The following is a 22832-nucleotide window of genomic DNA, read 5'->3' as shown; positions in this document are numbered from 1 at the left end:
GCTAAATTATTCTAAAAAAAATATTATTATATACTTGGATATAAATTTATTTTTTTATGAATTTATAGAAACCTACAATAAAACAAAAAGGTGTGTGTGAAAATGGACGAAAAGAAAAATTTACTTTTAGATGCTCTATGTAACAGCGTCCTTGATATGGATGAAGATTTAGTAAGAGCTAAAGCTGACGAATACCTAAATCTAGGATATGATGCCTATGATGGAATAGCTTCTGGTTTAGCTGTAGGAATGGATAAGGCAGGAATTTTATATGAGGAAGAGGAGTATTATATTCCTGAGCTACTTATGTGTTCTGATGCTATGTATGCAGGTATGGATAAGTTTAGACCTCATCTAAAATTTGCTTCTAATGAGATAAAACATAAGGCTGTTGTGGGTGTAGTAGAGGGCGATACCCATGACATAGGTAAAAATTTATTCAAAATTATGCTTGAAACCTGTGGTTTTGAAGTATATGACCTAGGAAGAGATGTTCCTCCTATGGAATTCATAAATAAAGTAAAAGAAACAAAAGCTACATTAGTTGGAATGTCTACTTTAATGACTACAACTATGGATAATATGAAGGTAGTTATTGATATGTTAAATGATGCTGGACTTAGAGATGATGTTGTAGTCATGATAGGTGGTGGACCCATCTCTCAAAGCTTTGCAGATAAAATAGGGGCAGATGGTTATGAAGTAGAGGCTTCAAAGGCTGCTCGTTTAGCCAAAGACCTTGTTTCAAGGAGGAATGTAGCTAATGTTTAAAGATAAAATGACTCCTATGGAAAGGGCTATAGCAATTTCTCAAGGAAACACTATCGATAGAATACAATGCAATCCAAATCTTTCCAACGGTATCGCAAGGGTAGCAGGATTAAAAATTTCTGAGTTTAATCATAGTAGTAAAGCTCTATCCCATGCAGTTATAGAAACCCACAAAAGATTTGGTGGAGATGGTGCTAAAATATTTACAGATTTATTTATCATTTCAGAAGCCATGGGTGCAAAAATGAAATATCCAGAGGATAATACTGTAGACCTACTTGAACCAGCAATTAAATCTATAGATGAACTAAGTAAACTTACCCCTGTAAACCCATTAAAGGATGGAAGGCTTCCTATTCATATAGAAGCTATGAAAATCGTAAAAGATGCTATAGGTTCTGAAGTTCCTTGTAGTGCAGCAATAGTAGGACCATTCACTAATGCATGTTTCTTAATTGGTGTTCAAGAAATGACCAAACTCATGATAAGAAATCCTGAAGCCGTTCATAAACTATGCAAAATTTCTCTTGATAGTTGTATTTCTTTTGTGAAAGAATCTCTAAAACAAGGCGTTGGAATTAGCATCTGTGAACCTATGGCATCGTCCACTGTTATTAGCCCTACTCATTTCAGAAAATACTGTACGCCATATATGGAACAATTAGTTAACTTCATAAAAGATAAAGGTTCAACTCCTTCTGTTCATATTTGTGGAAAAACAGATCCTATTTGGCAAGATATAGTAGACTTAGGCTTCAGTGCATTTAGCATAGATAATGTAGTAAGCCTATCAAAGTGTAAAGAAACTATAGGAAACCAAATAAAAATCATGGGAAATGTAGATCCTTCTACTGTAATGTATAGTGGTACTCCTAATGAAGTTAAGGTAGCTACATTAATATGTATAAGGGATGGTTATGATAGTCCTAAAGGCTATTCGGTAATGTCTGGATGTGGACTTCCTGTTGAAACTCCTATGGATAATATCCATGCTATGCTGGATGTTACTAGAGAACTTGGATGGCCTATAGATCCAGAAAAAATAGATTTTCTTATTAAAAAGTATGGTGGTATTTAAATGTATCCTATTGGTTTATAAATGAGTTTTAAAATATTCAAAATTAAATCAGCGCTGAAATTTCCTTACATTGTTGAAAGTAATCTTTCTTATACTATTAGGTAAGTTTCAGCGCTTAAATTACATGTAGTCTATTTATTATTTAAATGTAACTTTGACCAATCTTCAAAAAGTATATTAGCTGTAGGTTTAGCTTCTGGTACTCCATCTAGGTTTTTTTGTGCTACCATAAGGTTTTGTTCATAATCTATAGCATAAATTGCTGCATCTGATGCAATCTGACGTTGTATATCTCGATAAATTGCTTTTCTTCTATCTGCATCTACCTCTTCTGCCCCTACCTTCCATAAATTATCTACTTTAAAGTTAGTATATCCTGTTTGATTATAGTAAGAGCCTGTTTCAAACATCTTTCTATAATCTTCTGGAGCTAATCCTAAAGAATATCCACTAATGTATAAAGCACATTCATCATCTTTACTATATAACTTGTTATAAAAATCTACATTTTCATAAGGTACTATGTCAACCTCTATATCTATGTTTTTTAATTGCTTCTGTACAATTTCTGCATACTCCTTATGAGCAAAGGCTTCAGTATTATATGCTAACTTAAGGTTACTTATAGCAACTCCACTTTCTTCTATTAATGCTTTAGACTTTTCTATATCATGATTATATACTTCTACCTCATCTTCTATGTATAGTTCTGCCTCTTTAATTAAAATTGAATTCCCTTCTTCTACCTTCTCTGCACCTGATTCTCCATAGGCTGCAACTATCATTTCTTTTCTATCTAAAGCATAGGATAGTGCTTTTCTAAATACTATATTTTGCATTGAACTAACATTTTGATTAAAAACTATATAGTTTAATCTTCCTTGGCTAAAGGTATAAGATTGCAATTCTTCTCCCTTATAGGCTTTATCATATAATTCTGGGCTTGCTTTAACTATGGTTAGCTCTCCCTTATTAAAAGCCTCCTCTGCAGCTTCTTCTGATGAAAATACTTTTATTGTTATGAAATCAGCCTTAGGACTTCCTGAATAATAATCATCATATTTTTCTAAAACCATACTATCTTCTTTAGTCCATTCTTTAAATTTAAAGGGCCCAGATCCTATAGGTGTTTTATTTTCCTCTGAAGTGGCAACTATACCTTCATTTTCATAAATATGTTTAGGAATAGGAACCACCTTGGAAAGATTATACAAAAACATTGAGCTCTCAACTGGAAGGGTTATTTTAATAGTTAATTCATCTAATTTTTCTGCTTTTATAGGCTTTTCATCTATAATTAAATACTCTCTTAAGGGTGAATCCTGATTCTCATCTAAAATCAGGTTTATTGTATACTCCAAATCATCTGCATTTATGGGTTTGCCATCATGCCATTTTAGATTTCCCTTTAATTTAACAGTTATCTCCTTATTATCCTTAAAGTCAACATACTCTGCTAGATAAGTTTTAACATCTCCGTCTCCATAAGAAAAAAGTGGAGAATAAATTATATTAGACACTAGCTGAACCTCTCCTACATTGGTAAATGCAGGGTTTACTATTTCTGGTTTCTCTGTTACTGGAACAATTATATTTCCTCCAGCCGTAGTAGATATTTGCCCTTCATCATTTTTAGGACCTTTTAAATTACCGCACCCAGTAAAATTCATTATACTTATAATTATTAATAACATAGAAATCATTCTTTTAAGTTTCATAATGTCCTCCTTGATATAAAACATAAATTATTTTACTTTAGCTTTTGCACTTTAGACTAATTTTAAGCATAAAAATAAATTATTCTTAAAATAAAGGACTACTATGAAATCTACCCACAAAAAAGACTATCTCAAAACAAATTACATCTTATATTAGTAAATTGTTTTGAGACAGTTCTATAAACTTAATGGAATATTGAGTTTAAAATAAGTTAAATAAAATTATACTATAAACTTGGTTTACAAATAAATTCATCTATTTTACAATCTAAAATATTAGAACCATGAGACGTACGCATAATAATGGCAGTATCTACTCCTAGGCCTGTTCCCCCTAAAGCTATAATGGGCTCCATATATCCTATAGCACCACTATCTAAAGCCATTACTGCTATTTCAACTGCTACTTTAGTACCTTGACCTAACATACGTAGGGAGTATGCAATTATTTCTACAGGATTTACTCCTCCAAACTTACGTGAAAGTCCACGCTCTGCTCCACTAAGCACATGGGTTGTAGTTACAACCTTAATTCCTCTACTTTTAAATAATTCTAGTTTTTCTGCAGAAATTTCTTGAACTCCGGGTTCTTTAAACCCATTAACATGTGTAACACATACTATGTTTATTCCATCTATATCTAACTTAAGAAGCTCCTCTATAGTATTCCCTGTACTAGTAGGTACTACTATAGTCTTAATACTCCTTTTACGAGCTGTTTTTAATGCACTCTCTAATGTATCTTTAGTATTCTGTTTTCCTGGTTTTTCAAAATACATACTAACTTCCTCCCCAAATTACATATAATATATTTAAATTATAACATATATCCTCTTTGCTAATAATTCTACCCTAATTAAAATCCTTTAACTTAACGACTTTAAAATCAAAGTGTAAGCATTTTCTTTTATCTTTTCTATATCCATGGCTTCAAGGTTTGATGTAGAACAAAAATAATTTGAATAGCCTAACATAGCACTTATAAATACATAATATTCATACTCTCTATTTTCTTGTGCTTTAACTATACCCTCATCTATTCCAACTTCCATTAACCTTCTTACAGCGTCAGACATTTCTTCCTTTCGCTTTATAAAAATTTGGTTACCTTCTTCTAAATATTGTCTTAGTTTATCTGTTTCAATACTTGATAAAGCCAATATAAAGTTTGAGTTTTTGCTTCTAGAATTTTCTTCTATTAATTTAAATAAACCATAACATTTATTTTTAAATCCCTGAGCTTTATTAACTATGCTAAATACTTCATTAAATTGAATTTCTATATTATATATAATAGCCTTTGCTAGTATTTCTTCCTTAGACTTGAAATAATTATACAGGGTTCCTTTTCCTATACCAGCTGCTTCTGCAATATCAGCAGCTTTTACTGAATGCAGGTCTATGCCTTCATTAATAAGCTTTATTACAGCATTAAATATATCTATTTCTCTTTTACCATAGTTATTATCAAACATTTTTACCCTCCTCAACTTCTACTACTAAAGCCTTCCTATGCAATATGTCGTATATAATAGGAACAATAAATAATGTTAATAGTGTAGCATAGGTTAATCCTCCTATGGTCACAATAGCCATTGGTTGAATCATATCTGCTCCCATTCCTATTCCCATAGCAAGGGTTGAAAGTCCTAAAATAGTAGTTAATGCTGTCATAAGTATAGGTCTAATACGAGCCTTTCCAGTTTCAATTAAAGCACTTCTTTTATCCACACCCTGTAACCTTAATTGATTTACATAATCAACAAAAACTATACCATTGTTAACTACAATTCCTGCTAATACAAGAAAACCTAACATGGAAATCATACTTATCTCGAAACCAGTTATTACTAATGCTAAGAGTCCTCCTGTAAACGCTAGAGGTATAGTAATCATTACTATTAATGGTGATAATAATGACTGAAATTGAGCTACCATTATTAAATATATTAAAACAATAGCTAGTGAAATCATTTTTATTAAATCTCCTAAGGTTTCATTAATAGTTTCACTTTCTCCAGTAATATCTATGGTGTATCCCTCAGGTAATTTATAAGAACTTATTTTGCTTTCTACATCTCTACTCACAAGTCCAATATTGTGTTCATTGTCTATACCCGCAGTAACTGACATACTTCGTACTTGATTCTTATGATTAATAGAAGCTAATGCCTGGTCTTCTGAAATTGTAGATATATCCTTAAGGGATACTTCCTTTTCTTCACCATTAACTGTAGCTTTTATAGTATAATCCTTCAATGTTTCCCTTGTTAATTCTTCCTTAGACTCAGTTACAACTATTACAGGATATTCATTAGAGTTAATTGTAATATTAGTTGATTTAGTTTCATTCTTAATAGCTGTAGCTACTTGTTGATATACTTGTGCTACAGTAAGTCCATATTTAAGTGCCTTATTTTTATCAACTGTAATTCTAGTCTCTTCTGATGCATCTTTTAGGCCATTTGATATATCAATTGTTCCTTCAGTGTTTTCTAAAATTCCTGTTAAATCAGTAGCTATCTCCTTAAGTTTATCTAAGTCATTACCTTTAACAAGAATTTCTATACCTGACCCACCCATAGCTGACATATCCATATTAGATGAATTTACAGTTATATCACAATTTAAGTCCTTTGTCTTTTCATCTATGCTAGTAGCCACTTGTTGACTAGTGTTACTTCTTTCGTCTTTTAAAATTATATACATAGATACCGCTTTATTGCTACCATTACCACCTAGAAGGCCCATGGAACCGTTGCCACCTTGCATAGCACCTACTGTTTTAACATCTGGTATTGTAAGGATTATATCCATTACCTTATTACTCATTTCTCTAGCATCTATGGTAGTGCTTTCCTTAGGCATTTCTATTGATACCATTATCTCATTACTATCAACCTCTGGCATAAATGCTGTCCCCATAGAAAAAGCACTATAAGCACTAGAAATTAATAATACTACCACTAAACCTATAATTATAATCTTATGATTAAGGACTTTTTCTAGTAACTCTACATAAATACCTACAATTTTATCAAAAAGTTTATGGGGCTTTTCTTTAGTATTGGTTAGCATAGTAGATGACATAGTAGGCACCAAGGTTAGGGCTATAATTAAACTCGCAATCAATGAATACGTAATTGTTAGTCCCATGTCAGTAAACAGTTGTCGAGATATTCCTTGAGTAAATACAATAGGTAAGAATACACAAATTGTTGTTAACGTAGATGCAAATATTGCTCCTGAGACTTGAGCTGCACCATAAACGGCAGCCTTAGTCGAAGACATACCTTCACTTCTTAATCTATATATATTTTCAATTACTACAATGCTATTATCTACTAACATACCAACTCCCAACGCTAGTCCTGCTAAAGATATTACATTCATAGTAACTCCACTAAAATACATTAGACCTATTGCAAATAATAAACTTACAGGTATACTCATTGCTATTATAAATGTTGGTTTTATATCTCTTAAAAAAACAAGTAATATTACTATCGCAAGAATTCCTCCTAATATTAAGTTATTTAATACAGAATTTATTACAATATCAATATACATTCCTTGATCACTAAGCTGATTTATATGCATATCTGGATTTTCTTTTAATAATTTTTCGATAGTTTTATTTATATCATGGGATACTTCAGCAGTGGAAGCTGTACTTTGTTTTTGGAAAGAAAGTAAAATACCATCATTACCATTAATTTTTGCATACATGTCATGGGAATTATTTATAAATCCTATATCTGCCACATCTTTAAGCTTTACTGTACCAATACCATCTATATCCAAGGTTATCAATTCTAAATTTTCTATTTCATCTACATTTGAAAATTGATCTCCTACCTTAACTAAAAACTCATGTTTATTTTCTGTAATATATCCAGCTGGCATGGAGAAGTTTTCTGCTGCTAATATACTACTTAATGAACTTTGGGAAATCACTCCATCTAATCCTGCTTTTTTATAAGCATTTTCTTCTGCAATTTTAAATTCTTCTTTTCCTTTCTTAATAGCCTCCTCACTTTCTTCTAATTGAAGTTGTGCCTTGGCTAACTCATAGTTAAGGGTGGCCTTTCCATCTTCTAATTGTTTTTCTCCCCCTATAATTTCTGATAACTTCTTCTCTAATTCCTTCTTTTGCTTTAAAATCTCTTCAATACTTTTATTAGTAGCTTCCAAAGTTATAGATAGTTGTGTTAATTTTAATTTTTCTTCTGCTGAAGTTTCTTCTCCTGCCTTTATTTGTTCTTCTATAACTTTCTCTAGATTTTCCTTTTCCTTTTTAATCTCATCACGCTTTTTTTCTAATTCTTCTTGACCTTGGATTAATAGTTTTAGCCCTTGTTCAACTTGAGATTTTCCGGAAGAAAGGCTCATACTACCTTCCAATAACTTTTCCTTCTGCTTATCACTTTCTTCATTAAACTTAACTTTACCATCTTGTAAAGCTTTTTCAGCTTTATCTAATTCTGCTTTAGTTTGAGATAGCTTTCCATCAATAGATTTAAGAATTCTATTATTAAGTTTATCTATTTTTTCTTGCTTCAGAGCGATTTGTAAACTTTCCTCAATTATCCCTGTACCAGAAACAGATGCTACTCCATCCAATCGTTCAAATTCAGGTATAATCTCCTCTGTTACTTTCTTTGATGTTTCAGTAATATCTTTCCCATCAAAGTCTACACTGGCAACTACAATTGGTAGCATATCTGGATTTATCTTTATTAGCATAGGTGTCCCCACTTCATCATCAAGTTGGGATTTTACCATATCAATATTTCCATTCATCTCAATCATAGCGCTTTCCATATTAGTCCCTTGAGTAAACTGAATAATAACCATACTTGAGTTTTCACTAGAAATACTATTAATTTCTTCTACTCCACTAGTAGTAGATAAAACTTGTTCTAATGGCTTTGTCACAGTAAGCTCAACTTTCTCTGGACTTGCACCAGGATAGGCAGTTATTACTGCTACATAAGGTAAATCTATACTAGGCAATAAATCAGTAGTCATTGATGTAAAAGATATAATTCCAAGAATAATAACCAGTACAACCCCTACTATAACAGTCATAGGTTTCTTCACGCTGAATTTTGATAACACTTTAGTACCCCCATTATTATTAAATTTAAATGACTGACCGTCCAGTCACCAGATATTATACCATATATTACATATAGCTACAATAAGTTCATGGCTTTAAAAAGCTGCTTAAAAATAGACTAAATACTTAACTAAAGTACTTAGTCTATTTTCAAGTAGTATATTCTCTTTATATATTTTTTAGATTGTATTATTCATAAATATTAAACTCAACAGTCACCTTAAACAAATCCCCATCTATACCTATTTCTAAAGTTCCGTCATGAAGTTCTATTATGCTTTTTGCAATGGCTAAACCTAAGCCTGAACCTTCTGTATTCCTTGATTCTTCTCCTCTTTTAAATCTTTCTGTAATCTCACTAGCATCAAAGTTTAATTCATAGGCTGATATATTTTTCATTGTTATATATACCTTACCATTTTCAGATTTTACATCTACATAAACTCTAGTGCTTTTTAGGGAATATTTTATAGCATTAGAAATTAGGTTTTCAAATACTCTCCAAATCTTTCTCCCATCAGCATTAATATATATTTTTTCTGATGGTATATTGGTTTTAAAATCTAAATTTGCTTCTTGAATTCTATTCTCTGCTTCTCCTAATGTCTGCTTTATTAAAGCATTTAACTCTATTTTTTCAAAGTTTAACTGCATAGCTCCACTTGCAGCCTTGGAAGCCTCAAATAAGTCTTCTATTAATATCTTTAATCTTTGAGATTTTCTATCTAAAACTTCTACATAGGCTCTTGCTTCTTCTGGTTCAATGCCCATTCTTTTAAGTAAATCTACATAATTAATAATTGATGTTAATGGAGTTTTAAGATCATGAGATACATTTGAAATAAGCTCTGTTTTCATTTTCTCACTTTTATTTTCATTTTCTATAGATTTTCTCAGTCCTTGCTTCATATTGTTTATACTATGAGCAAGATCTCTTAATGCTCCCTTACCCTCTTCTGATATATCATCATTAATTTTTCCTTCTGAAATAAGCTTAGCACCGTTAGTTATTTTATTTAAATAAGCAAACTCTTTTACTAATTTATATATAACAATTGCTGTAGCAACTATATCAAAGCCAAGGGCAATAACTGCTCCTACTGCTCCTACTATAACCATTAACATTAAAGATACACTAGTACAAATAGCTACATATACTCCTATAACCAATACTAATTTTCTTCCTAAAGTACCTTTTTCCATAGCTATACATAAATGATTATAAAGTTTTACTCCATAACTATCCTTAAGAAGTGTATTCTCCTTATAATTTTGAAGCAAGGCTTTGATAATTAAGTAATAAGCTATCAAAATTAGTGTTACCACCATTATATTATTAATATTTATGGTGTATCTATATTCATTACTCCAATTATGTGTAAAAAACATATGATAAGATATCCATCCCATTAATATACCTAATAACTTAAATTCTAAAGGCATATTTTTTAATTTTTCTACTATTCTATTTGAATAGCATGGCTTATATCTAAACTTCTTAAGGACAAAAATCATAATTACTACCCCAAATAAGGAGGCTACCAAAATGCCTATTTCTGTATCTACAATAGAATTAGCTTGCAGAAATTTTTCATAGGTATTATATATGCTATCTCCAGCTACTAGTTTACTTGGGACTGCTACATATATATCCAAGTCTCCCTTTACTCTAAAACTCTCTTCATTAGTATAACTATTACCATTCTCATTATAACTATGTTTCACTACTACAGTAGCTCCATAACCTTCCCTGTAGTTACCATATTCATTTACTTCCTTGTCTTTAATAAGTTCTCCATTAATAAATATATTTTTATTTTCTACTCCACTAGAAATATGATATTCCGAAAAATAGCCACTATTTTTCTTTAACTCTGCAATGGCATCCTTACCTGGTTTATAGTTGGTAAGCCATATGTCATTAGCTTTATCATAGGCAATGTACATTAAATTTGAATAACTGTCCAAAGTCTTAATATACCTATTGTAATTCACCAATTTTTCTTCAACTATTAACTTTTTTAGTTCTTCATCACTATAATTGTACTTTTCCTCTATACTTTTATAGATAGCTTCTTCCTCTTTGTTAACCTTCTCTTCATCCCAATTGTTAGTGTATTTTTCATGTAACTTACTTCGCTCATTATCATACTCTTCTTGAATCTTCTTTCTTATAATTTCTTTTTTCCATTGAATTTCTTCCTGGGTTAAATTTTTTATTTCCTTAATATAATCTTCTGTTTTATAAAGTTCCATTACTTCAAGAATCTTTTCTGTAAAAGAGTTGATTTCACTTCCTAAAAATTTACTTCCATATAGACTTCTTTCATCAAAAATACCACTATTAACTCTAATATCTTTAAAAGAAATTAGGGATATGGATACCATTACTACAGTTATTATAATAGCTATAGTCTTTGCTATTTTTATTCTTCTACAGTCTTTTACCATTTCTTCATACTCTCTATCCTTTTCATCAACACTTGTCGATTTTGTATCCAATTCCCCACACCACCTTTAAATATTTTGGTTCCTTTGGATTAATTTCAATTTTTTCTCTAATCCTTCTTATATGCACAGCTACAGTATTATCTACATTGTAGCTAGTTTCATTCCAAACTCTTTCGTATATTTCTTCCATGGAAAATACTCTTCCTTTATTCTTAAGCAATAATTCTAAAATTTTAAATTCTATAGGTGTTAGTTTTATACTTTCACCATCAACAAATACTTCCTTATTTTTAGTGTTTAGTTCTAATCCCCCACTTTTTAAAACTTCCTTTTCTTCTTCTTTGTTAAAATTACCTAAGGTCACATATCTTCTAAGTTGTGATTTAACCCTTGCAATTAACTCCAAAGGATTAAAAGGTTTTGTTATATAATCATCTGCTCCCATATTTAAGCCTAAGATTTTATCCGTGTCCTCTGACTTTGCAGAAATAAGAATTATTGGAATATTTTTTTCTTCTCTAATTTTAAGAGTTGCTCTAATTCCATCCATCCTCGGCATCATTATATCCATCAAGATAAGATGTATTTCCTTATCTACTAAAGTTTCTAAAGCTTCAATCCCATCACAAGCTCTATATATTTTTAATCCTTCGTTTGAGAGATATATTTCAATGGCATCTACTATTTCTTTATCATCATCAACTACTAATACATTGTAATTCATTGTACTCCCCTCCACTTCATATTAATTATACCATGACTTCTCTCAAGCTATACTTCTATATTACCCTTAAAATATTAAATAATTGTTTATATAAACCTTAAGAAATTCTTACAATATGTTCACATAATAAGAATGGTAGCTATGAAACATAATTCATTAACTTTTATAAAATATAGAGCCTATACTTTAATATTCTTAAAGTATAAGCTCCATGTTTATGTTAATATATTTTATTCATTAATTTATTATTTAAAATAACTACTGATTGGTCTCCCAATTCCTTAAATCTTTTTTCCACTAACTTCTTATCATAGCCAACTACCCCATTACCTTCATAGGGATCATTAAAATAATACTTATCCTTGTCATAACCTACAAGTACCATACAATGCTCATTACTTATCCACTGAAACTTCTCCCCTGATTCTCGCAGATACCATTCTGCACCTGATTCAGTAGGAAGTAAATTAAGACTTGTCCAAACTAACACAGGTATGTCTTTATCTATATAATTTTCTATAAGTTCATTAAACTCACTTCCTGTGGTATTTTTTACCCAATGCTCTTTTCCTAAGATTTTATTTAATGAATTAACAATTACAGGGGCATAACACCCATAACTATATACACTTCTTGGGTCTCCAACAAAAGCTTCATTAGGATTAGGACCATATAAATCTCCATTAACTTCTTCTAAAAATGAGCTTTCTAAATAATCATCTATAAACTCATCAACAGATATGTTATATCCATAATATTTTAGTATCATAGATGTGCTTACAACCTCACATCCTGTTGGATATTCTCCAGCTTGACTTATATATGGTACAGAGATAAGCTTGTAGCTTTTATTAGATTGTTCTTTAATTTTGTCAGTTTTTAATTCATTATTTAGTTTCTTATAACTCCATAGTGATATCTGCTCTGGTGCATAGGATTTTAAAATAGCTGACATATATACTATCAAAATGCATAATGTAAAAAATAAAACTGTTCTCAGAATTATTGATTTCCCTTTTATTGAATAGTTTTTATCCATAGCTCTTACTCTTTTTATAATCTTCAATGGATTTTACCTTCTTTCTAAAGGATTTATTTGTTAAATATAGTATACTATGTAAAACAGATTAAATAATTAAACAAATTGTAAATTATATACAATTAAAAGCTTATTCTATGGAATTAAAATCCATAGAATAAGCTTTATCTTAATTATCATATTGTTCCTAAATTAAATATCTTGATATACTTGTACAATCTTCTCCCAAGTTAATGGCCCAACTATACCATCAGAATTCAATTCAAAGCACTTTTGAAAATCTATAACTGCTTGATTTGTTGCCTTTCCAAAAATCCCATCCACATTTATATTTTTTATAGAGGGATACTTATCTGCTATAGCGCTTAAGTAGGTTTGTAATTTACTTATGACATTTCCTCTAGAACCCTGTTTTAATATATATCCTGGATACTCATATCCATCCCCTTCTGGCTTATTACTTCCATTAATTATATCTTTATATACAGAGTATATTTTATCCCAAGTTTGCTTTCCAACTATTCCATCTACATCTAATCCAAATTTCTTTTGAAATTGTATTACTGAATCTAAGGTACTTACACCCAAAATACTATCTCCATTAATTGGAGGCACTTCTTTGTAATATTGAGATATAAAATTTAAGAAATATTGCATTTGGGATACAGAATCACCTGTGGAGCCTTGCTTTAATAAATATCCAGGATACTCTCCTGTACTTTCTAATTTTTCTCCTTCTGACTCTAATTCTGCTAATCTTTTAACTCCTACATAAATTCCTGATATTTTATACCAAGTTGATTTTCCAACGATTCCATCTGCATATAAATTAAATATCCTTTGGAATGCCTTTACAGATGATTCTGTCTCTGATCCAAACACTCCATCTACAGGTTCTATTTTAGGTATTGCTGGATAATTATTAGAAATTCTATTTATTTGTCTTTGAATTGTTTCTACATCACTTCCTGTACTATTAAGCTTTAATGGAGTTCCACCAAAGGATTCTTCTATACCTCTTATATCATTAGTTTTTGTTAGTTCAATATTATCACCATAGTAATTTTTTAGTATCTCCATAGTTTCATATCCATCTGTAGCAAGTTTTACAGTATCCCATTGTGATAACCCCTTACAAGTTACAGTTGTGCCATTACAATATTGTGCCAGTAGTGGTTCCATATAACCTTCCCTTATAATATATTCATTAAATATATCATCTACAATTCTACTAATATTCTCAAAAATATTTCTTCCCTTAATAAAGTATTGATCATAGGCTGTAGAGTTAGTTATGTGAAAGTTATACCCCTTATTTCTATACCACTCTGTATATACTCTATTTAATGCAAAGGAAATTTGACAATATATATTGGCTCTTATAGCATGCTCTGGCCAAGTAGGATATATTTCACTAGATGCCACATTCTTTATATATTCTGGAAATCTTACAGTAACATTTTCTGCATAGGATGACGGTGCACCCAAATGTACTGTTATAAATTCCGGAATATATGGTCTTATCAACACCTTGCTTTGAAATATTGGCTCTTTCTCCTCTACCTGAACCCTAGGCATTTCCTCTATCAACTGATGTGGTGGAATATAATTATGCTCTAGTTCCTCTAAAAATTCTCTTTCCTTAGTAGTAGGTATCATTTCTACTTGTTGTATTGATACTTCATTAGGAAAAACTTGAACCCCTTCTACTACTGCATCCTTATATCCAGGAGCTCTAACATATAAATCATATACTGAATATGGTATTTGCTCAGAATCTTTATTTTTTGATAGTTCAATATCTGGTGTATCTACTTCTAATATTTTCGTTATTCCGCTAGAATCTGTAGTTAATATACGCCCTTTATCAAAATCTACTGAAGTACTTTTTAAAATAAATATATTTCCGCCTGAAACAGGTACCACCTCTCTTGCAGTAAAAAGTTCTACTTTTATAAAACCTCTTCCCATAATTTTCTCCTAAAAAATATTATCCATAGTTATTATATGGAGAAAAGCTATTTATGTTAGTAAAATTTCAAAATAGAATTATCTTAATTTATCTATCTGTAATCACTTTATGAATTTTCACATCATGTTCATCATAAGGAATATAGTCACAAGTAATCTTTTCTCTACATATAACAGCTGTAGTAAAGGTAGCATGTTCTAAGTAACGATCATAAAATCCTCCTCCATAACCTAAACGATATCCCTCCATATTACAAGAAACACAAGGTATTATAGCAAAATCTATTTCTTCTGACCTAATTAATGGACATTCATCCTTAGGTTCTAATATCCCATACTTTCCATCCTTTAAAGATTTATAGCCCTTGATTTCATGTACCTCCATAATCCCCTTACCTATACATTTGGGAACTCCAACTCTTTTACCACTTTCTAATGCATTCTCTATGATATTTCTTGTATTAATTTCATCTTCTGTACTTACAAAACAAAATATAACCTTTGCTTCTTTATACTCCTTAAGATTTATTACTTTTTCATAAATTTTCTTATCCGCTTCTAAAGTATAATCCTTTGATAATTCAGCAATACGTTTCATAATTTCATTACGAAGTTGCCTTTTTTCTTCTTTTATATTCATTAGTAATCTACTCCTATCCTCCGATTAATATCTTTATATATTTTATAATACATTAAATAAAGGAATACTCAAAACAATAATATTGTTTAGTAGTATTCCTTTAAATTTATTATAATGTTATTCCAAATATTTTTAATATATACGGTAATACTCCTATGGCATTTAACCATATAATGAATATTAAAACTGGTGCAATATATTTTATCATTATTACAAAGAATGGTTTACTTCTAAATCTATATTTACCATTGCAACTAATCTCATCTGAGATATTATCAACACCCCATACATATCCTATAAAGATACACATCAGAAGTCCTCCTAATGGCATAAGTAGATTTTCAGCTAAGAAACTCATAAAGTCAAAGAAATTATATCCAAATATTAATACATCTTTCATAACTGGTCCATTGGCCAAGGAACAAGGTATTCCTATAAAAAATAAAATTGTTGATATTATTATAGTAGTCTTCTTTCTTTCTATTTTAAAAGTATCAATTACAAAGGCTACTACAACTTCAAGCAATGATATGGCTGATGTTAATGCTGCAAATAAAACTAATATAAAAAATAAAATACCAAAAAATTGTCCAAAAGGCATTGAATCAAATACTGAAGGTAACGTTATGAACATGAGACTTGGTCCAGCTCCCGGCTCAAATCCAAAGGCAAACACTGCTGGTAACACTGCAAATCCAGCAAGAAGAGCCACTGCTGTATCTATAGCTGGTATAATTATTGCATTCTTTTCTAAGTTTTCTGTCTTTCCCAAATAACTTCCATAGGTTATTATCGCCCCCATTCCTAAGCTTAAGGAAAAGAATGCTTGTCCTAAGGCTGCCATAACTGTTCCAATTGTAACCTTTGAAAAATCTGGTTTTAGAAAAAACTTTATTCCTTCCATTGCTCCATCTAAAGTTACTGATCTAATAGCAATTATAACTAATAATATAAATAGCGCTGGCATCATAAATTTACTTGCTTTTTCTATACCTCCAGCTATTCCTTTTAATACTATTACACAACAAAGAACCATAAATACTAAGTGCCATACTATAGGTTGAGTAGTACTTGCTATGAATCCACTAAAATAATTTCCTGCTTCTGCTCCTGATATACCTCCAATTAAATACTTACCTATATAATTTAGTACCCAGCCACCTATAACACTATAAAATGCTAGTATGCAAAATCCCACAACTACTCCAATAAAACCTACAAAAGCCCACTTTTCACTTAACTTTTTATATGCTCCCACTGAACTTAAATGAGTATTTCGTCCTATTGCCATCTCACCTAGCATAATTACAAATCCAATGATTACAATCATAACTAAGTAAATAACAACAAAAGCTCCTCCTCCATTGGCACCTGCTAAATACGGGAACTTCCATATATTCCCTAAACCTACCGCTGAACCTGCTGCTGCCAATATAAAACCTATATTAGATGCCCATTGTCCTCTGTTACTCGTATTTTTATCCATAACTTTCCCCCTATCAAATTTGATAATTGTTTAAAATATATTTAATTATAAAATATATTTAATTTTAGAATATATTTTATAATTATTATAATACAAATTTTCAGATAATTGAATAGTAATTTTATTTATATTCATCATTTTACTTGTAGTTATTATATTTTCTATAGCCGCATAAATGTTATCCCTTATATTTAAAGGCTTTCCAGATACTAACTATATTTTGAAATCACCATAAAATATATTAATAAATCGTTTTTGACACTTTATTAACAATATATTGCAATAACATTAAAATTCTATAATGTCCCTTTAAAAATTTTCAGTATATAGCAATATCCTATATTTAAAAAAATAATGAATATTAGAACTTCTATTTATACTTTATTAACATATAGAAGTATTTAATTTAAAATTATATATAAAATAATTATAAATTTCAACAAAATTTTGTCGTTTTCTTTCATTTTTTCAATTTAAAGCTTTTCATCTTTTTATATGAAAATATTTTATTCTTGTAAAAATGAGGAGAGTAATTCCACTCTCCTCATTTAATATTATCCTTATACCTTATTCTATCATTCTGCCACTGATTATATTCCTTCATAACTTTGTCTATACAAATACTTATCTTCATAACTTGTTCACCACCAGACCAACTGCCACCATTGTCAGTCATAATAGCAATTATATATGGTTTATCTGCAAATACAATTCCTGTATCATGGCAATGTTCCTGAATCCATCCATATTTACTAGCTACTTTATAATCACTAAGTGAATTTCTAATATAACTATGTTCAGTATCCTTTAATATATCTAGATATGTTTGTCCACTTTCACACTGCTTACTAAAATTATATATTTCTTGCCATATAAGTGCAGCACTTCTGGTGCTTCCTCTTCCCCATATGTATCCCTTATTTAAATAAAACTCCTTACATCCAAGGTCTCTAAGCATATCATTATAACCCTCATCCCAAAGATAATTGTGTAACATATTGTATGAAGTATTATCACTATAATGAATAGTATAAAATATCAACTCCTCTAAAGTATATTCTGTACCAACAGGGTTACTAGAAACTAATCCTGCACCTTCAATATAAAATCGTGGATCATAACTAATTTTATCATCTAAATAAACCTTACCCTCATCAATTTTTTTATAGACGTATAACACAAATGGACTTTTAACAGTACTAGCCGTTTGAAATGTTATATCAGGATTATATCCTAAAGTCATATTATCTTCCATGTTTACTGCATAAAATGATGTTCTAGCTCCATAGCAATTAATTAATTCATAAATCTCTTTTAACAATCCATCACTAATCTGAAACTTGGAGTTTTGTACACAGAGTTTTCCTGAATCATAAATATCATCTGTAATATGAGGTAAAAGATTAATTTCATTAACTTCTACATTTTTTATATTAACCTTAGCTTTCTGTTGCCCTAAAGTAATTTCATTAAGAATAGAGTCAATTATACTACTTTCTCTAATTGAAGCCATTTTCTCTAAATTGGGTTCTACATTTATTGCTTTATTATAATCTACCTGTTTGTAGCTAATTTCTTTATCTAATAGTTGATTCCATGTTCCTCCCATAAAAAATATATATATAACTTTACAACTTAATATAATGGTTATTAGGACCTTCTCCATAAAATCACCTTATTTAAATATTTACAACCTTATAAATAATTATATAACACAATTTAACTATTTATACATAAATTTATATTTGAAAACAAAAAACAGATGAGACTCCTCACCTGTTTTTCATTTAACTAAATATTATTTTATTTTTTGAACACTTTAGGATATAAATTTTATACCTTATATTTTAAATTGCTGAACCACTTCATTTAATTGCTGTGCCAGTTCTGCTTGGCTTTGTGCCGTTTGAGCTACTTGCTCTATAGCTTTTGTGGTTTCATCCATGTTTTCTTTTATAGTCTCTGCTTTTTCACTAGATTCTTGAGCAGACTCAGCCATATTTTGAATGGCTTCGCTTACTTGTCCCACTGTAGCTGTAATTTCTTGTGACATAGCTGCTATTTCTTCTGACATATTACTTACAAAATCAGAATCAAAATGATATTGATTACCTGTTTCTTCATATTCATCATAAGTTTTCATTATATCTACATCAATGAATTTTAATATGTCATTTCCCGTTTCTATACTTTTATTAAATATTTGTTTTACTGACTCTATAGTTTTTTGTATTTCTACTACAGCACCAGAAGATTGTTCTGCAAGTTTTCTTACTTCTTCTGCAACTACTGCAAACCCACGTCCTTGTTCTCCTGCTCTTGCAGCTTCGATAGCAGCATTTAAAGCTAGTAGGTTAGTTTGATCAGCTATAGATGATATTGTATCTGCCATAACCCTAATGCTATCTATTACAGAACTTTCTTCTATAACCTTCTTCATATTAGCTTCCTTTTGAATGTATAGTTCTTTTGCTATCTTTTTAATCTCTTTGCTATTCTCCTTTACCTTGCTGGCTCTCACTTTAGAATCACTTGCATTATTGCTTCCTTCCATGGCCTTTGAAGATAATATATTCACACTTGAATCCACTTCTTCAACAGATGCAGTTATCTCCTCTGTAGCAGCACTTGACTCCTGCATACCACCTGCAATAGTATTAACAGCCTCGTTAACATTTACAGTTTTAGCTGCCAATTCCTCAACAGTTGCTGAAAGTTCTTCCGCAGATGCACTTATATTTTCCGAATTCTCCATTATAATTTTTACGATAGAATGAATGTTTTCTGTCATCTTATTCAGATACTTACTCATTTCACCAAGCTCATCATTGCTTTTTAATTCTAGTTTTTCTGTTAAATCTCCATTTGCAATCTTCATAGCAAAAGCATTAACCTTTTTAATGTTCTTCCCTATATAATTAGCAAAAAATAATATAAATAATATTACTATTACAATTGCAACTACTATTATTATACTTATTTTATTTCTTAGTGAATTAATTTGAAGATATACTTCTTCCTCAGGAATACATACAGCAATAATCCACTCTGTACCTTCTACGGTGCTATAATAAACCTTTTGAATTCCTTTATCATCTGTAAATGTTCCTTGACCATTCTTATCAGTTAACATTTTTTCACCTAACACTGACAATGTAGAATTTTCATCATCTTTTATATTAATTTTCATAATTTTAGATTCATCTACATCTGCAACATATAAACCACTTTTATCTATTAAAAATGCTCTTCCTTCTGTACCTATTTCCATATTTTTTATATTATTTTGTAAAGTAGATAAATCTATATCTGCTGTGGTAACTCCTATAAATTTATTATTTGAATCGTACATTGGACATGTAGCAGTTATCATAGAAACTTTCGCTACATCATCATAATAAGGTAATGACCATTCAACACTCTTATCAGTGTCTTGTCCTATTTTATACCAATCACCTGTTTTATAATCTGTCTTACTATATTCATTTGTATAAGTGCCTTTACCGTTCAACTTATATGCATAAGGTCCAAATAACTGAATATCTTTCTTATATTTAAATGGTTCAAACCAAACACCAGCTCCAAAGGTTTCATCATTTGTATCAATTAAGCTTTCCAACACACCTTTATAATTTTCTTCTGTCAGCGATGATACAGAATTCTCAGCCACTTTAGCTAAACTTTCAGATATTTTCTGATGCCTCTCCAAACTCTTTTCAATTTCTTGTGACTTTTCATTTAATTTACTATTCATGTTTATTTCAAGTTCACTATTTATTATCTTTTCTGCACTTGAATAACTCATATAAGCCAGTGCAGCCATAGACCCTATTATTACAGGCATAAGTAATAAAATCATCTTCGCTTTAATACTTTTAACTTTTACACCCTTAACCTTCAAACCCTTAATTTTCATAACTTCAACCTCCTTATATATCTGCTTATATTTAATAACTAGTGTTTTATTTATCGTACCAATAAATATATTAAAATAGTGTAAACTTAATATTTTTATTGGTATTTATTAAATTTATTTTATTTTAAACTTAAAAAAACTAGAAATAAATACATATATTGTATCTGTTTCTAGTTTATACAATTCATTATCTATAAATATTAAATTAATAGGTAAATTAATATTTAAGCATAATTCAATACATACTCTTTTAACTTTTCAGGTGGCAACGGCTTACTAAAGTAGTATCCTTGTATTTGATCACATTCCATTCTGCTTAACACTTCCACTTGTTCCTTCTTCTCTACCCCTTCTGCTATTATTTCCTTACCCCTCTTATGTGCAGTATTAATAATACTTTCAATCAAAACCTTACAATCTTCATCATCTATATTATCAATAAAGAACTTATCAATTTTTATATAATCTATTGGTAACTTAATAAGGTTTATAAGAGAATTATAACCTGTTCCAAAATCATCTAGTGAAAATTTAAGTCCATATTTTCTAACATCATTTAGTAAGTATTTTACCATATTTTCATTTTCTATTATACCTCTTTCTGTAAGCTCAAATTCAAGATTTTTGGGGTCTATTCCACTCTGTCTTATACATTCTTGGGTAAATTCCATCACCGAATTATTTTTTAAATCCTTAGATGATATATTGATTGCAACTTTTATTATTATACCTTCCTGTCGCCATTTTTCCATTTGAAAAATGGTATTTTTTATTACCCATTTTGTTATTTCACTTATAATTCCTACATCCTCTGCTATTTTAATAAATTCTTCCGGATTTGCATCACCTTGAATACCTCGATTCCATCTTATGAGGGCTTCAGCACCCATTATTTTATTATTCTGCAAACCTATTTTAGGATGATATACAATATGAAATTTATCATTTTTTAAAGCATCATAAAGAGAAAGCATGGTTTCATATTTCTCTCTATGTCCTTTTTCTATGGAAATATCATAAATAAAAATATCTGATTTATCACATTCTTCATTTAATGCTATACTAGCTTTTTTTAATAAATCATTTGAATCATTCCCATGTAGAGGATAATTTACTATGGCTCCTTTAATAGTCAAGCTAATTGATAAGCCTTGTATAGAAATGGGGTCTTTAAACATATTTATATATTCTAGTCCTTTTCTATAAGTATCTTCAATATTACCTTCTGGCATTATAACAGCCAATTCATCAGTACATATAGAATATACATCTTGTTCATTTACCATATTTTTAAGAATTTGACTAGCCTTTAAAAGTGATTTCCATCCAATGGTGTAATCAATATAGGTACTAATTTCATCTATATTTACAATTTTGAATACTATTAATGAAAAATCCTTCTTTTTATTAATTTTCTCAAATAAATCTTTTTTTAATTTATTTACATTGGGTAAATCTGTAATTTCATTTTTAAAAAACTTTTCAATCTCAATTCTTTTAGCGTTTTTGATATACTGAAATAATCCTCCAATTACTATCCCTATAATAATGAACATAATTGTTCTAAATATCCAAGCACTTGGTTCCTGAATTATCTGATCAGATACATTCTTATACATAAATGGACCAATAGCAATCCCACCAATTAAAGCAGCTCCAAAAGCACCTTTAATCCCTCCTAAGAATGCTGCTATACTTATTGGAATATACATTAAATGAGTAAACGAAGATTCTGTTCCACCAACTAAATAAACAACATAGGAGTTAATGAATACTAACATTATCACAAAAAATATCCAAATATCTTCTCTTTTTATACTCATTAATTTATTAACCCACCTTTTTAGCATTTGTTTTATCTCCCCTCGATTTATATCTCGTCTTACTTATATTTCTCAAGTACTATACCAAGGTGC

15 protein-coding genes are annotated in these 22832 nt (G+C 29.9%); 2 read left to right on the top strand and 13 right to left on the bottom strand.

Annotation, left to right across the window (positions count from 1 at the left end; all coding sequences use genetic code 11):
- The first annotated feature begins 102 nt into the window (after positions 1-102).
- Positions 103-771: a cobalamin B12-binding domain-containing protein gene (locus tag ACTNBA_RS04630; RefSeq protein WP_035132322.1), complete on the top strand. Its 669-nt coding sequence runs from the start codon at positions 103-105 to the stop codon at positions 769-771.
- Positions 764-1849: a uroporphyrinogen decarboxylase family protein gene (locus ACTNBA_RS04625; protein WP_150845963.1), complete on the top strand. Its 1086-nt coding sequence runs from the start codon at positions 764-766 to the stop codon at positions 1847-1849. Before ACTNBA_RS04630 ends, ACTNBA_RS04625 begins: the two co-directional genes overlap by 8 nt.
- Positions 1850-1980: 131 nt before the next feature.
- On the opposite strand, the gene ACTNBA_RS04620 is transcribed toward ACTNBA_RS04625, so the two are convergent.
- The 13 genes from ACTNBA_RS04620 to ACTNBA_RS04560 form a co-directional block, all read right to left on the bottom strand.
- On the bottom strand, positions 1981-3567 hold the full coding sequence (locus tag ACTNBA_RS04620) for an ABC transporter substrate-binding protein (protein ID WP_441072840.1): 1587 nt from the start codon (positions 3565-3567) through the stop codon (positions 1981-1983).
- A 227-nt stretch (positions 3568-3794) separates the two neighbouring features.
- On the bottom strand, positions 3795-4346 hold the full coding sequence (locus tag ACTNBA_RS04615) for a pyruvate kinase alpha/beta domain-containing protein (protein ID WP_150845961.1): 552 nt from the start codon (positions 4344-4346) through the stop codon (positions 3795-3797).
- A gap of 87 nt (positions 4347-4433) precedes the next feature.
- Positions 4434-5042, bottom strand: coding sequence for a TetR/AcrR family transcriptional regulator (locus ACTNBA_RS04610; RefSeq protein WP_441072839.1), 609 nt, complete (start codon positions 5040-5042; stop codon positions 4434-4436).
- Entirely contained in the window at positions 5035-8688 is a 3654-nt protein-coding gene (locus ACTNBA_RS04605; protein WP_441072838.1) for an efflux RND transporter permease subunit, read from the bottom strand. Before ACTNBA_RS04605 ends, ACTNBA_RS04610 begins: the two co-directional genes overlap by 8 nt.
- A gap of 190 nt (positions 8689-8878) precedes the next feature.
- Complete coding sequence (locus ACTNBA_RS04600) at positions 8879-11191, bottom strand: histidine kinase dimerization/phospho-acceptor domain-containing protein (RefSeq protein ID WP_441072837.1); 2313 nt, start codon at positions 11189-11191, stop codon at positions 8879-8881.
- Positions 11166-11864: a response regulator transcription factor gene (locus ACTNBA_RS04595; protein WP_035132303.1), complete on the bottom strand. Its 699-nt coding sequence runs from the start codon at positions 11862-11864 to the stop codon at positions 11166-11168. The genes ACTNBA_RS04600 and ACTNBA_RS04595 overlap by 26 nt, the downstream gene beginning before the upstream one ends.
- 220 nt (positions 11865-12084) lie before the next feature.
- Positions 12085-12930: a C39 family peptidase gene (locus ACTNBA_RS04590; protein ID WP_441072836.1), complete on the bottom strand. Its 846-nt coding sequence runs from the start codon at positions 12928-12930 to the stop codon at positions 12085-12087.
- Positions 12931-13095: 165 nt separating this feature from the next.
- Complete coding sequence (locus ACTNBA_RS04585) at positions 13096-14874, bottom strand: peptidoglycan-binding protein (protein WP_441072835.1); 1779 nt, start codon at positions 14872-14874, stop codon at positions 13096-13098.
- Positions 14875-14962: 88 nt separating this feature from the next.
- Positions 14963-15514 carry a 5-formyltetrahydrofolate cyclo-ligase gene (locus ACTNBA_RS04580; protein ID WP_441072834.1) on the bottom strand — a complete coding sequence of 184 codons (552 nt, stop codon included), beginning with the start codon at positions 15512-15514 and terminating at the stop codon, positions 14963-14965.
- Between the two features lie 109 nt (positions 15515-15623).
- Complete coding sequence (locus ACTNBA_RS04575; protein ID WP_441072833.1) at positions 15624-17000, bottom strand: sodium-dependent transporter; 1377 nt, start codon at positions 16998-17000, stop codon at positions 15624-15626.
- A 544-nt stretch (positions 17001-17544) separates the two neighbouring features.
- Entirely contained in the window at positions 17545-18666 is a 1122-nt protein-coding gene (locus tag ACTNBA_RS04570) for a serine hydrolase (protein ID WP_441072832.1), read from the bottom strand.
- A 174-nt stretch (positions 18667-18840) separates the two neighbouring features.
- Complete coding sequence (locus tag ACTNBA_RS04565; RefSeq protein ID WP_441072831.1) at positions 18841-20916, bottom strand: methyl-accepting chemotaxis protein; 2076 nt, start codon at positions 20914-20916, stop codon at positions 18841-18843.
- 224 nt (positions 20917-21140) lie between these two features.
- Positions 21141-22766, bottom strand: a complete 1626-nt coding sequence (locus ACTNBA_RS04560) for a bifunctional diguanylate cyclase/phosphodiesterase (protein WP_441072830.1) — start codon at positions 22764-22766, stop codon at positions 21141-21143.
- Positions 22767-22832 lie beyond the last annotated feature (66 nt).

The organism is Clostridium sulfidigenes, assembly GCF_052067195.1.
Taxonomy (GTDB): domain Bacteria; phylum Bacillota; class Clostridia; order Clostridiales; family Clostridiaceae; genus Clostridium_J; species Clostridium_J sulfidigenes.
Note: the sequence above shows the minus strand (reverse complement) of the source record. Positions and strands in the feature narration are given on the sequence as shown.

Excerpts from the sequence above, each read along its gene's own strand:
- ACTNBA_RS04620 (WP_441072840.1), bottom strand. The coding sequence starts at position 3,567 with ATGAAACTTAAAAGAATGATTTCTATGTTATTAATAATTATAAGTATA.
- ACTNBA_RS04610 (WP_441072839.1), bottom strand. The coding sequence starts at position 5,042 with ATGTTTGATAATAACTATGGTAAAAGAGAAATAGATATATTTAATGCT.
- ACTNBA_RS04560 (WP_441072830.1), bottom strand. The coding sequence starts at position 22,766 with ATGCTAAAAAGGTGGGTTAATAAATTAATGAGTATAAAAAGAGAAGAT.
- ACTNBA_RS04595 (WP_035132303.1), bottom strand. The coding sequence starts at position 11,864 with ATGAATTACAATGTATTAGTAGTTGATGATGATAAAGAAATAGTAGAT.
- ACTNBA_RS04615 (WP_150845961.1), bottom strand. The coding sequence starts at position 4,346 with ATGTATTTTGAAAAACCAGGAAAACAGAATACTAAAGATACATTAGAG.
- ACTNBA_RS04565 (WP_441072831.1), bottom strand. The coding sequence starts at position 20,916 with ATGAAAATTAAGGGTTTGAAGGTTAAGGGTGTAAAAGTTAAAAGTATT.
- ACTNBA_RS04625 (WP_150845963.1), top strand. The coding sequence starts at position 764 with ATGTTTAAAGATAAAATGACTCCTATGGAAAGGGCTATAGCAATTTCT.
- ACTNBA_RS04630 (WP_035132322.1), top strand. The coding sequence starts at position 103 with ATGGACGAAAAGAAAAATTTACTTTTAGATGCTCTATGTAACAGCGTC.
- ACTNBA_RS04585 (WP_441072835.1), bottom strand. The coding sequence starts at position 14,874 with ATGGGAAGAGGTTTTATAAAAGTAGAACTTTTTACTGCAAGAGAGGTG.
- ACTNBA_RS04570 (WP_441072832.1), bottom strand. The coding sequence starts at position 18,666 with ATGGAGAAGGTCCTAATAACCATTATATTAAGTTGTAAAGTTATATAT.
- ACTNBA_RS04575 (WP_441072833.1), bottom strand. The coding sequence starts at position 17,000 with ATGGATAAAAATACGAGTAACAGAGGACAATGGGCATCTAATATAGGT.
- ACTNBA_RS04580 (WP_441072834.1), bottom strand. The coding sequence starts at position 15,514 with ATGAATATAAAAGAAGAAAAAAGGCAACTTCGTAATGAAATTATGAAA.